General features: G+C 72.1%; 11 protein-coding genes and 1 pseudogene. 7 read left to right on the top strand and 5 right to left on the bottom strand.

Going from position 1 to position 12042, the window contains the following annotated elements; genetic code table 11:
- Positions 1-140 precede the first annotated feature (140 nt).
- The 3 genes and pseudogenes from ACFWBT_RS24065 to ACFWBT_RS24055 form a co-directional block, all read right to left on the bottom strand.
- Positions 141-950 carry an SDR family NAD(P)-dependent oxidoreductase gene (locus ACFWBT_RS24065; RefSeq protein WP_385703746.1) on the bottom strand — a complete coding sequence of 270 codons (810 nt, stop codon included), beginning with the start codon at positions 948-950 and terminating at the stop codon, positions 141-143.
- A pseudogene (locus ACFWBT_RS24060) lies at positions 950-1144 on the bottom strand (acyl-CoA dehydrogenase family protein); the annotation flags it as partial. The pseudogene ACFWBT_RS24060 and the gene ACFWBT_RS24065, both read right to left, overlap by 1 nt.
- Before the next feature lie 21 nt (positions 1145-1165).
- Complete coding sequence (locus ACFWBT_RS24055; protein WP_385703743.1) at positions 1166-1585, bottom strand: molybdopterin-binding protein; 420 nt, start codon at positions 1583-1585, stop codon at positions 1166-1168.
- Between the two features lie 176 nt (positions 1586-1761).
- On the opposite strand from ACFWBT_RS24055, the gene ACFWBT_RS24050 reads away from it, so the two are divergent.
- The 4 genes from ACFWBT_RS24050 to ACFWBT_RS24035 all read left to right on the top strand — a co-directional run bounded on the left by ACFWBT_RS24050 (position 1762) and on the right by ACFWBT_RS24035 (position 4407).
- Entirely contained in the window at positions 1762-2151 is a 390-nt protein-coding gene (locus ACFWBT_RS24050; protein WP_385703741.1) for a cell division protein SepF, read from the top strand.
- A gap of 96 nt (positions 2152-2247) precedes the next feature.
- Positions 2248-3405: an AAA family ATPase gene (locus tag ACFWBT_RS24045; RefSeq protein WP_385703738.1), complete on the top strand. Its 1158-nt coding sequence runs from the start codon at positions 2248-2250 to the stop codon at positions 3403-3405.
- Positions 3402-3734, top strand: a complete 333-nt coding sequence (locus tag ACFWBT_RS24040; protein WP_385703734.1) for a nucleotide pyrophosphohydrolase — start codon at positions 3402-3404, stop codon at positions 3732-3734. Before ACFWBT_RS24045 ends, ACFWBT_RS24040 begins: the two co-directional genes overlap by 4 nt.
- A 193-nt stretch (positions 3735-3927) precedes the next feature.
- Positions 3928-4407, top strand: a complete 480-nt coding sequence (locus ACFWBT_RS24035; protein ID WP_385703731.1) for a DUF6099 family protein — start codon at positions 3928-3930, stop codon at positions 4405-4407.
- Between the two features lie 297 nt (positions 4408-4704).
- Here ACFWBT_RS24035 and ACFWBT_RS24030 read toward each other — a convergent pair whose 3' ends face one another.
- Both ACFWBT_RS24030 and ACFWBT_RS24025 read right to left on the bottom strand, forming a co-directional pair.
- Positions 4705-5628, bottom strand: coding sequence for an LLM class F420-dependent oxidoreductase (locus tag ACFWBT_RS24030; RefSeq protein ID WP_385703728.1), 924 nt, complete (start codon positions 5626-5628; stop codon positions 4705-4707).
- Between the two features lie 295 nt (positions 5629-5923).
- Positions 5924-6637 carry an SDR family oxidoreductase gene (locus tag ACFWBT_RS24025; RefSeq protein WP_385703725.1) on the bottom strand — a complete coding sequence of 238 codons (714 nt, stop codon included), beginning with the start codon at positions 6635-6637 and terminating at the stop codon, positions 5924-5926.
- A 98-nt stretch (positions 6638-6735) separates the two neighbouring features.
- On the opposite strand from ACFWBT_RS24025, the gene ACFWBT_RS24020 reads away from it, so the two are divergent.
- From ACFWBT_RS24020 to ACFWBT_RS24010, 3 genes are all read left to right on the top strand, one after another.
- Positions 6736-7359, top strand: coding sequence for a TetR/AcrR family transcriptional regulator (locus ACFWBT_RS24020; protein ID WP_385703722.1), 624 nt, complete (start codon positions 6736-6738; stop codon positions 7357-7359).
- A 284-nt stretch (positions 7360-7643) separates the two neighbouring features.
- The gene (locus tag ACFWBT_RS24015; RefSeq protein ID WP_385703719.1) at positions 7644-9122 is read left to right on the top strand and encodes a 3' terminal RNA ribose 2'-O-methyltransferase Hen1; all 1479 of its coding nucleotides are present in this window, start codon (positions 7644-7646) and stop codon (positions 9120-9122) included.
- Positions 9119-11662, top strand: a complete 2544-nt coding sequence (locus ACFWBT_RS24010) for a polynucleotide kinase-phosphatase (RefSeq protein WP_385703716.1) — start codon at positions 9119-9121, stop codon at positions 11660-11662. Before ACFWBT_RS24015 ends, ACFWBT_RS24010 begins: the two co-directional genes overlap by 4 nt.
- Positions 11663-12042: the final 380 nt, after the last annotated feature.

Below are 12042 nucleotides of genomic sequence, written 5' to 3'. Positions count from 1 at the left end.
GGACCGATGGCCCTGGACATGGCCGATGGCCTGGACGCAGCCGATGGCCTGGACGCAGCCGGTGTGCTGGACACGGCCGGTGTGCTGGACGAGCTGTGTCTGACACCCGCCCCGATACGGCAGGCCGGCCGGGGGAGAAGCTACACGCTGTACCCCCCGTCCACCCCCAGCGCCTGTCCCGTGATGAAGCCGGCGCGGTCCGAGGCCAGGAACGCGACGGCCTCGGCGATGTCCCCTGCGGTGCCGAAGCGGCGCAGGGGGATGTTGTGGCGCGTGATCTCCAGGGCCGCGTCGTCGAGTTCGCCGGAGCTGATCAGACGGGCGGCGATGCCGTCGGTCAGCATGCCGGGTCCGACGCAGTTCACCCGGACGCCGTAGCGCCCCTCCTCCGCGGCCAGGGCGCGGGCGACGGCCTCGACCGCCCCCTTGGTGCCCGAGGAGAGCCCGTCGCGGACGGGGAACCGGCGGGTGGCCACGGTGGTGACGGCGACGACGCTGCCCCGGCTCTTCCGCAGCAGGGGCAGCGCGGGATGCACCAGATTGAAGAAACCCCCGGCGTCCGCGTCGAGTTGGGCGCGGTACCGGCTCGGTGCGACCTTGCTCAGATGCACCATCGGCACATGCGGACCGGCCGCGTAGACGAGGGTGTGCAGGCCGCCGAACGCCGCGGCCGCCTCGGACACGGCGGCGGCGACGGCCCGCTCCTCGCCCAGGTCGAGCCGCAGAGCCATGACATGACGGCCCTGCTCGGCGAACTCCTCCGCGATCTCCCCGGCGAGCGAGTCGGCGGCTGCTTGGCTGGAGCGATACGTGAACGCCACGTCGCTGCCCCGCTCGGCGAGCGTCCGTACGATCGCGGCGCCGATACCGCCGGTGCCGCCCGCGACGAACGCGGCACCCTTCCGATGCGAGAAATCCGCTCGTTGCGAGAAGTCCGACGTCTCCGACATCACAGTCCCAGGGATTTGGCGATGATGACCTTCATGACCTCGCTGGTCCCGGCGTGGATCCGGGTGATGCGCGCGTCCGCGTACAGCCGGGCGATGGGATATTCCAGCATGTTCCCGTACCCGCCGAACAGTTGCGGGCACCGATCCACCGTCCGTCGTTCCTTGCGGCAGAGCGCGCTCGCCGCCCGTCCGGCGTGTCAGGCCCGTCCGTCCCGTCAGGCGTTGGACAGCGACACCTCGGTGGACTTGATGAGCGCGACGACCTCGGAACCCGCCGTGAGGCCCAGTTCCGTGACGGCGTCCTTGGTGATCGCGGACGTCAGCTCGCCACCCGCGATCTGGATCTTGACGCGGGCCATGGCGCCTCCGGAGGCGACGTCGGTGACCGTGCCCGGCAGTTGGTTGCGGATGCTCACGCCCGTGACCGGGGCGGTCGCCAGGGACACCTCGGTCGCCTTGACCAGGGCCCGCACGGTGGAGCCGGACGTCAGGCCGAGCTCGCTCACGGCCTCCAGGGTGACGGCCGCGGTGATCTCCTGTCCGGCGTCGAGCCGGACCTTCACCGTCGCCATCACCTCACCCGGGGTGACGGACGTGACGGTGCCGGGGAGTTGATTGCGGATGCTCAGGCTCATGGGGGAGGCCTCGATTGCTGTGCGGCGTGATGGATATGGACGGTTACGCGTAGCTTGCCGCACACGCCGTCCCTCCGTCCGCGTCGCGGACCGTGTCGCTGTTGGGCCGAACGGGTGACCATGCGTAAGAATTGCCCGGTGCAGACAACGAGTGCGAGCCAGGACGGGGTGGACCGATGAACGGCCACGACGTCACCGATGAACAGTGGGAAGGGCTCGCCCAGGTCGTTCCGTTGCGCGGCCGGGACGCCTGGCCCTCGGCGGTCCGCCACCGGTCGATGCCCGAGGCCGAGACCGAGACGCGGCGCCGTTTCGTGGTCCTGCGGGTCAATGTGTTCGCGGACGCCCGCGATGTCGCCGAGACACTGATGTCCGGCATCCCGGTCCTCCTCGACCTGACCGGCGCGGAGACCGATGTCGCCAAGCGGGTCCTGGACTTCAGTACGGGGGTGGTCTTCGGCCTCGCGAGCGGCATGCACCGGGTCGACCGGAACGTGTTCCTGCTGACGCCGCCGGGGACCGAGGTGCGGGGGCTGATGGAGGGGGTGGGAGTCCCCGGACTCTGACTCCGCGGCGCGGGATCGGGTGGTCCCGTCCCCCGATCGTAGGAAGGTCCCCCGGGTGTAACGGTTCGTCTCCCGGTGGAGGCCTACCGTCCGCATATGACCCTGTCCTCGCCGGAAGCCCCCACGGCGGCGGAGGCGCGCCCCGCCCGTCCGGGCGTCACCGAGCTGCGGCTCGCCGCCTTCGCCACCCATCGCCGCCTCCGGTTCTCCCTCGGACCGCTCACCCTCGTCACCGGCCCCAGCGGCAGCGGAAAGACGGCCGCGCTGCGGGCCTACGAGGCGCTGGCGCGGCTCGGTGCCGGTGCCGAACTCCAGGAGGTGTTCCCGGACCCGGTCGGCTGCGTGCCCGAGCGGTCCCGGCCCGACGCCCAGCGCCGCCGGGGCTTCCGCATCGGCTGCACGGTGGACGGACCCGAAGGCCCGGTCCGGCTCGATGTCGCCGTGCAGGCCGAACCCGAACTGCGCGTCGTGGGCGAGCGGTTGTCGGCGGGCGGGCTGACCCTGCTGGAGACGGCGCTGCGCGACCCGGGCCGCCCGTCCGTCCAGGCGGTCTGGCACACCGGGGGTTCCGCCGTGGTGACCAGGGTCCCGCTGCCCGACGACCGCCTCGGCACCGCGCTGTTGCCCCTGCGGGTCGCGGGACGGACCCCCGGAGAGCGCCAAGTCCTCGCCGCCGCCGAGCAGATGGTGCTCGCACTGCGCTCCGTCTACGCCTGCGACCCGAGCCCGGACGCCATGCGACCGCCCGTACCGCTCGGCTCCGGGCGGCTCCTGCGGGGCTGCGGCAACCTCGCCGACGTGCTGTGGCGCACCCGGTCGGAATGCGGCCGGCGCTACGCCCACCTGGTCGCGGCGGTGCGCGCCGGCTGCGCGGGTACGGTCACCGACCTGCCGGCCGAGCTGCTCGGTGACGGCACGGTCCGGGCGCTCCTCGACCGAGGCGACGGCGTCCGTACGCCGCTCGGGCTGCTCGGGGACGGCGAGCTGCGGTATCTCGCGCTGGCCCTGGTGCTGCTCACCGGGCCCGGGGTCCTGGAGGTCGATCCGGCGGGCGAGGTTCCGGCCGCGTACCAGTCGCTGACGGTTCTGGCCGACGGCTTCGACCGCGGGCTGGACGCCCGGCAGACCGGGGAGCTGGTGCGGCTGGCGACGCGGATGTGCGAGCGGGGACACATCCGGCTGGTGGGCACGGTGAGCGACGGGGCTCAGGCGTACGGGGCGGCCGGGGCCACGGTGGTAGACCTGACGCCGTGAGTGAACTGGACGTAGCGACGCTGCAGCGCAGACTGGCCGAGTTCGCGGCCGCGCGGAACTGGCAGCCGTACCACACCCCCAAGAACCTGGTCGCCGCGCTGAGCGTGGAGGCCTCCGAACTCGTCGAGATCTTCCAGTGGTTGACGCCGGAGGAGTCGGCCCGCGTCATGGAGGACAAGGACACCGCGCACCGCGTGACCGACGAGGTCGCGGACGTCCTCGCGTATCTGCTCCAGTTCTGCGAGGTGCTGGGCATCGACCCGCTCGCCGCCCTCGACGCGAAGATCGACCGGAACGAGCGGCGGTTCCCGGTACCGGAGAGCCCCTGACGTCGCGGCCGTCACGGAGCCCGAAAAGAGGAATGCGTCACTCTCCGGAGTCGTCGAGTTGTCCCGATGCAATTCCGTGTCCACAGATTTCGGGCTTCCTCTGGCTTTTCGTCTCAAGGGACTTCACTCTGGGTAGTGAACAAGGGAGTTCGGGCGGACGTGCGAGAGCGCGTCGGACAGACGGGGGCAGCGCATGGAAGCGATGCGGCTCATCGTGGCGAGCAGACGTGCCCTGGCGGAGAGCGGTGATACCCCGGAGGTGATGGCGGAAGCGTGGCAGGCGCATTCCCTGGCTCAGGCGATCGGCAGCCGCCTGGCCGTGTCCGGACCTCCCGAACTCCGCGGTGAGGCCCTCGGTCTGACCGAGCTCGCGGGCCGCGGCTGCGGAGTGCTCGGCAGCCCCGCCCTCGGACTCGACGCGTTACGCGCCGCCCAGCTCACCGAGTTGGGCGACGCGCGCGAGTCCCTGCTCTGCCTCGGCGGCCTGCTGGGCGAGGTCGGCATAGCCCTCGTCGGCATAGCCTGCGCCGCCGCCGACGAGGGGACCTACTGGCAGTGCCTGGAGGCGATCGACGCGGCGGACGAGTCCCGCGACCGCGTCCTGGAGATGCTGCGGCGTCTCGCGGTGCGGGACGAGAAGCGGGTGGTGGAGAGGGATTCGGCCGCGGGGTAGGAAAGCGGGCCCCGCTGTCGAACCCGCGCCGTCACCACCGTCCGACCGGCCCCCGCCGCGCCGGCCGAACCGACCGGCCCCCGCCGCGCCGGCCGAACCGACCGGCCCCCGCCGCGCCGGCCGACCTGACTGCCCGCCTCCGCAGGCGGACCGACCGCCTCCGTCGCAGCAAGCCGGCCGACCGAACCGCCCGCGAGCCCGCCTCCGCAGGCGAACCGACCGCCTCCGTCGCAGTAGGCGACCTGTCCGCCCCCGCACGCGAACCGGCCGACCGAACCGCCCGCGAGGTTCGGCCGCTCAGGCGAGCTGGGGGGTCACCTCGGAGGCGATCAGGTCCAGCTGGTCCAGGTCGTCGAGGTCGAGCATCTGGAGATACATCCGCTGGGAACCCACCGCCTGGTACTGGGCGATCCGTTCGACGACCTCCGCGGGCGACCCCGCGAGCCCGTTCGCCTTCAGCTCGTCGACATCGCGCCCGATGGCGTCCGCCCGTCGCCGCACCTCGCTGTCGGTCCGCCCGACGCAGGCCACCAGGGCGTTGGAGTAGACGAGTTCGTCGGTCTTGCGCCCGGCCTGCCGCAAGGCCGCGCGCACCCGGCCGAACTGCTGCTCCGAGTCCGCGACGGAGGCGAAGGGGATGTTGAACTCGTCGGCGAACCGCGCCGCGAGCGCCGGGGTCCGCCTGGCCCCGTGGCCGCCGATCAGGACCGGCACCTTCGACTGCGCGGGCTTGGGCAGCGCGGGTGAATCCTTGAGCTGGTAGTACGTCCCGTCGAAAGTGAACCGCTCGCCGACCGGCGTCGCCCACAGCCCGGTGACGACGGCCAGTTGCTCCTCCAGCCGGCCGAACTTCTCCTTGGGGAACGGAATGCCGTAGGCCGTGTGCTCGGCCTCGTACCAGCCGGCACCCAGACCGAGTTCCACCCGGCCGCCCGACATCTGGTCGACCTGTGCGACCTGAATGGCGAGAACCCCGGGGAGGCGAAAGGTTCCCGCAGTCATCAGGGTGCCCAGGCGGATACGGCTCGTCTCGCGGGCGATGCCGGCCAGGGTGATCCAGGCGTCGGTGGGACCGGGGAGCCCGTCGACGGATCCCATGTGCACATAGTGATCAGAACGGAAGAAGGCTCCGTAGTGGAGGTCTTCGGCGGCCTTGGCGACGCGGAGCAGCGTCTCGTAGGTCGCGCCTTGCTGCGGTTCTGTGAAGACTCGAAGATCCATGTATCCATCATGCACCGGTCACAACAGGCGCCCCGTGCCGAACCGCTGTCACACGGTTCCCGATCGGGAAGCGCCATGGCCGACGGGGCCCGCAGGGGTGGGCGGCTCCGTCGGCGAGGCCCGCGGCGGGCTAGCGCCGCGACAGGCAACGGTCGCCCCGTCGCGACTCCCGGCACGCACTCTCGCCGCACTGGCCGAAAGCCCAAGTACGTCCAGTACGAGGACTTCCGGCCGGCACACCGAGAGCACGCACCGGGCGCCGCTCCTCGACGGGCAAACGTTGCCTGCCGCGGCATTAGCTCTGTCCGGCGAGCTGGGGATACAGCGCGGACAGTTCACCGGAGAGGCCGGCCTTGACCTGGCGGGTGATCGCGTCCGCGAGGACCTCGTGGGCGTCCGTCTCGATGCCGTCGAGGGCCTGCTCGGCGACGCTGTGCGCGGAGATCTTGGACACGTCGAGGCCCGCGGTCAGATCGGTGTCGACGTAGCCGACGTGCAGCCCCGTGACCTTGATGCCGCGCGGCTGGAGCTCCAGGCGCAGGGCGTTGCTCTGGGACCACAGGGCGGCCTTCGCGGCGCTGTAGCCGTCGGTCCCGGGCACCGTCACCCACGACAGCACCGAGTGGACGGTCAGGATGTGCCCGTCGCCGTTGCGCTCCAGGGCCGGGACGAAGGCCCGGGTGGTGAGCAGTGGCCCGAAGAAGTTGATGTCGAACTCACGCCGTAGGTCCTCGACGGGGGAGTCGAGGAAGGACGTGGAGGTCGTGGCGCCCGCGTTGTTGATCAGGAGTGTGACGTCCTGGGCCTGCGCGGCGGCTGCCGCGACCGATGCCGGGTCGGTGACCTCCAGCGCCAGCGGCACCGCGTCGGGGTGGGAGACGGTCCGCGGGTCGCGGGCCGTCGCGTAGACCTTCCGGGCGCCGCGTTCGTAGAGGGCCTCCACCAGGGACTTGCCGATGCCGCGGCTGCCGCCCGTCACGAGCGCGACCGAACCTTCGATGCTGGTCATGATCTTCTCCTCTGGGAAACACGTGGAAACCGATCGGTTTCCAGCAACTGTAAACCGATCGGTTTCCATAGCGCAATCGGAGAACGTAGGCTGGGCCCATGACACAGGCGACACCGACCGCGACCGCCGGCGCCTCGACCCGCGACCGGCTGCTCGACGCCGCGGCGGAGCTCTTCTACCGCGAGGGCGTCGGTGTCGGCGTCGAGGCGCTGTGCCGGGTGGCCGGGGTGTCCAAGCGCTCGATGTACCAGCTGTTCGACAGCAAGGACGGGGTCCTGGCGGCGAGCCTGGAACGCAGCGCGCCCGCCTACCAGGCGTTCCTGCTGCCCGCCGAGGACGACCGGCCGCCGCGTGCGCGCGTCCTGCACGTCTTCGAGCGCCTCGAGGAGCTCGCCGCCCGCCCGGACTTCCGGGGCTGCCCCTTCGTGGCCGTGACCGCGGAGCTGAAGGCGCCGGATCACCCCGCGAGCCTGGTGGCACGCCGCAGCAAGGACGCGCTGACCGCGTTCTTCCGGGCGGAGGCGGAGCGCGGGGGAGCCGCGGATCCCGAACTGCTCGCCCGCCAACTGACCGTCGCCTTCGACGGATCGAGCGTCCGGGCCGTCATGCAGGGCGTGGGCCTGGACGGCCTCGCCGTCGCGACCGCCGCCACCCTGCTCGACAGCGCGGGCCTGAACGGGCACGGCGATGCCCCGCACCAGGGGCCCCGGACTTCCGGCTGACCCCGGCCGCCCGCCCTCCGAGACGCCGGAAAACCCCGGGTCCACCTGGGGTGTTCGCTGTACGTTGTGGGGGCGCGCCGAGGGCAGGCGTCGCCCCCGCGGTCGACCGCGGCGCGGCGTGGCCACGGCTGCGAGCGCCGGGAGAGCGCGCCGGGAGCGGCGACGGCCGAGGCGCGCTCGCCCACCGCTGTGGCCCATCGGCACCGACGCGGCGCACTCCGGTGCACACGTCGCCAGCCCGGTGGGTTCCCGCAGCTCAGCAGACGTTTCGAGGCAGACCCACTGTGTTCCTGACGATCAGTACCACCGGTACCCCAGAGCGCCCCGCGACCGATCTCGGCTTCCTGCTGCACAAGCATCCCGACAACGCGCAGACGTTCTCGACCTCGTACGGCACGGCGCATGTGCTGTACCCCGAGGCGACCGCCGAGCGGTGCACAGCCGCGCTGCTCCTCGAGGTCGACGCGGTGGCGCTGGTCCGGCGAGGCAAGGGCAAGGGGCGCGGCGGCGCCCCCGACGCGGCGCTCGCGCAGTACGTCAACGACCGCCCGTACGCCGCGTCCTCGCTGCTCGCCGTGGCGCTGAGCGGCGTCTTCTCCAGCGCGATGAAGGGCCAGTGCACCGCGAGGCCCGAGCTGCCGGCCGAGGCCAGACCCCTGCGCATCGAGGTGCCCGCGCTGCCCGCACGCGGCGGTGCCGACCTCGTCCGAGGGCTCTTCGAACCGCTGGGCTGGACCGTGACGGTCGAGGCCGTGCCGCTGGACGAGCAGTTCCCGGAGTGGGGCGACTCCCGCTACGTACGCCTGGAACTGGCGGCGGAGGGGCTGACGCTCGCCGAGGCCCTGCGCCACCTCTATGTGCTGCTCCCGGTGCTCGACGACGCCAAGCACTACTGGGTGTCCTCCGACGAGGTCGACAAGCTGCTGCGGGCAGGCGAGGGCTGGCTGCCCGACCACCCCGAACACAAGCTGATCACCAGCCGCTATCTCTCCCGGCGTTGGTCGCTGACGCGGGAGGCCATGGAGCGGCTCGAACTCGTCCGGCTCGCCGAGACCGACGACACCGAGGTCGAGGAGATCGACAACGCGGTCGACGAGGAGAACGACACCGAGGAGAAGCCGGTGCCGCTCGCCGTGCTGCGCCGGGACGCGATCCTCACCGCGCTGCACGCGTCCGGCGCGAGCCGGGTGCTCGACCTCGGCTGCGGACAGGGCCAGCTGGTGCAGGCGCTGCTCAAGGACACCCGGTTCACCGAGATCGTCGGTGTCGACGTGTCGATACGTGCGCTCACCATCGCCTCGCGCCGGCTCAAGCTGGACCGCATGGGCGAGCGGCAGGCCGCGCGCGTCCAGCTCTTCCAGGGCTCGCTCGCCTACACCGACCGCCGGCTCAAGGGATACGACGCCGCCGTGCTCAGCGAGGTCATCGAGCACCTCGACCTGCCCCGGCTGCCCGCCCTGGAGTACGCGGTGTTCGGCTCCGCCCGCCCGCGGACCGTCCTCGTCACGACCCCGAACGTCGAGTACAACGTCCGCTGGGAGACCCTGCCCGTCGGACACTCCCGGCACGGCGACCACCGCTTCGAATGGACCCGCGAGGAGTTCCGTTCCTGGGCCCGCGAGGTGGCCGGACGGCACGGCTACGACGTGGAGTTCACCCCCGTCGGCCTCGACGACCCCGAGGTCGGCCCGCCGACCCAGATGGCCGTCTTCACCCTGGCCACAGCCGACACGACCGCGAAGAAGGAGGAGAAGGCAGCATGAGCGACGAGACCTACCAGGGGCGCGTACTGCCCGTCACCGACCTCTCCCTCGTGGTGCTGATCGGCGCGTCGGGTTCCGGCAAGTCGACCTTCGCCCGACGGCATTTCAAGCCGACGGAGATCATCTCCAGCGACTTCTGCCGGGGCCTGGTCGCCGACGACGAGAACGACCAGAGCGTCAGTGGCGACGCCTTCGACGTGCTGTACTACATCGCGGGCAAGCGGCTCGCGGCCGGCCGCCGGACCGTCGTCGACGCGACCAGCGTCCAGCAGGACAGCCGCCGCCGACTCATCGAACTCGCCAAGAAGTACGACGTGCTGCCCATCGCCATCGTGCTCGACGTGCCCGAGGAGATCTGCGCCGAGCGCAACGCGGCGCGCACCGACCGCGCCGACATGCCGCGCCGCGTCATCCAGCGACACATCCGCGAACTGCGCCGCTCGCTGCGCCAGTTGGAGCGCGAGGGATTCCGCAAGGTGCACGTCCTGCGCGGCGTGGAGGACATCGAGAACGCGTCGGTGGTGACCGAGAAGCGGTTCAACGACCTGACCCACCTCACCGGCCCGTTCGACATCGTCGGCGACATCCACGGCTGCGCCTCGGAGTTGGAGGCACTGCTCGGCAAGCTCGGCTATGTCGACGGTGCGCACCCCGACGGTCGTACGGCCGTCTTCGTCGGCGACCTCGTCGACCGCGGCCCGGACTCGCCCGGCGTGCTGCGCCGCGTGATGTCCATGGTCGGCTCGGGCAACGCCCTGTGCGTTCCCGGCAACCACGAGAACAAGCTCGGCCGCTACCTCAAGGGCCGACAGGTCCAGCACAGCCACGGACTCGCCGAGACCATCGAGCAGCTGGACCGGGAGAGCGACGAATTCCGCGCCACGGTCCGGGAGTTCGTCGACGGGCTGGTCAGCCACTACGTCCTCGACGGCGGGCGGCTCGTCGTCTGCCACGCCGGCCTGCCCGAGAAGTACCACGGCCGCACCTCGGGCCGGGTGCGCTCGCACGCGCTGTACGGGGACACGACGGGGGAGACCGACGAGTTCGGGCTGCCCGTGCGCTACCCGTGGGCGGAGGACTACCGGGGCCGCGCGGCGGTCGTGTACGGGCACACCCCCGTTCCGACGGCCACCTGGCTCAACAACACCATCTGCCTGGACACCGGTGCCGTCTTCGGCGGCAAGCTCACCGCGCTGCGCTGGCCGGAGCGCGAACTCGTCGACGTACCCGCCGAGCAGGTCTGGTACGAGCCGGCCAAGCCGCTGGCGACCGAGGCGCCGGGCGGTCACGAGGGCCGTCCGCTGGACCTCGCGGACGTGCACGGCCGCAGGGTCGTCGAGACCCGGCACGCCGGCCGGGTGGCCGTCCGCGAGGAGAACGCCGCGGCTGCCCTGGAGGTCATGAGCCGCTTCGCGGTGGACCCCCGGCTGCTCCCGTACCTCCCGCCGACCATGGCGCCGACCGCGACCTCGCACGTCGAGGGCTATCTGGAGCACCCCGCCGAGGCCTTCGCCCAGTACCGGGACGACGGGGTCGCCCGGGTCGTCTGCGAGGAGAAGCACATGGGGTCGCGGGCGGTGGCCCTGGTCTGCCGCGACGCGGGCGCGGCGCGCGAGCGGTTCGGCGTCGACGGCCCCACCGGGTCGCTGTACACGCGTACCGGCCGCCCCTTCTTCGACGACGGCGCCGTCACCGAGGAGATCCTCGGGCGGCTGCGGGAGGCCATGACGGCCGCCGGACTCTGGGAGGAGCTCGGCACCGACTGGGTGCTGCTCGACGCCGAGTTGATGCCGTGGTCGCTGAAGGCGTCCGGGCTGCTGCGCAGTCAGTACGCCGCTGTCGGCGCCGCGTCCGGCGCGGTGTTCCCGGGAGTGCTGACCGCGCTCGAAGGAGCGGCGGCGCGAGGCATCGACGTCACGGACCTCCTCGCGCGCCAGCGAGAACGGGCCGCGGACGCCGGGGCGTTCACGGACGCGTACCGCCGCTACTGCTGGACCACGGACGGCCTCGAAGGTGTCCGCCTCGCACCGTTCCAGATCCTGGCCGTCCAGGGCCGGAGCCTCGCCGCGCTGCCGCACGACGAGCAACTCGCCCTGATCGACCGGCTCGTGGAGCACGACTGGACCGGGCTGCTGCACACCACCCGGCGGCTCTTCGTCGACACGGGTGACCCGGAGTCGGTGCGGGCCGGTGTCGACTGGTGGCTGGAGATGACCGGCCGCGGCGGCGAGGGCATGGTCGTGAAGCCGGTCGGAGCTGTGGTGCGCACCGGTCAGGGGCGCCTGGTGCAGCCCGGCATCAAGTGCCGGGGGCGCGAGTACCTGCGGATCATCTACGGCCCGGAGTACACCCGCCCGGAGAATCTCGCCCGCCTGCGCGGCCGCTTCCTCAACCACAAGCGGTCCCTGGCCGTCCGGGAGTACGCCCTGGGCCTCGAAGCCCTGGACCGCCTGGCCGAGGGCGAGCCCCTGTGGCGCGTCCACGAGGCGGTGTTCGGCATCCTCTCCCTGGAATCCGAACCGGTCGACCCCCGCCTGTAGCGGGACGCCCCGCGGGCTTTCCGGTCGCACCCGGGCAGGGGACCGTGGCATCCGGCCCGAGCCGGAGCGCCCCGCCAGGGGCGCGGGGAACTGCGCGATCGGCCCCCACCGGCCCGCGGTGAACGGGAGACCCCTGGGGTGCGCCCGACTCGGGGGCACGGTCAGGCCCGGGTCGGCCGGGATGCCGGTCAGGGGCGCGGGGAACGGCGCGCCTAGCCCCCACTGAGCCGCGGTGAAGGGGAGACCCCTGGGTTATGTCCGGCCCGGGGCGCCGTGTGGTCCAGGCCGAGCCGGAGCGCCCCGCCAGGGGCGCGGGGAACTGCGCGATCGGCCCCCACCGGCCCGCGGTGAACGGGAGACCCCTGGGGTGCGCCCGACTC

Origin of the sequence: Streptomyces sp. NPDC060027, from assembly GCF_042737005.1 — a bacterium.
Classification (GTDB): domain Bacteria; phylum Actinomycetota; class Actinomycetes; order Streptomycetales; family Streptomycetaceae; genus Streptomyces.
This window is presented reverse-complemented; position numbering and strand designations above follow the sequence as displayed.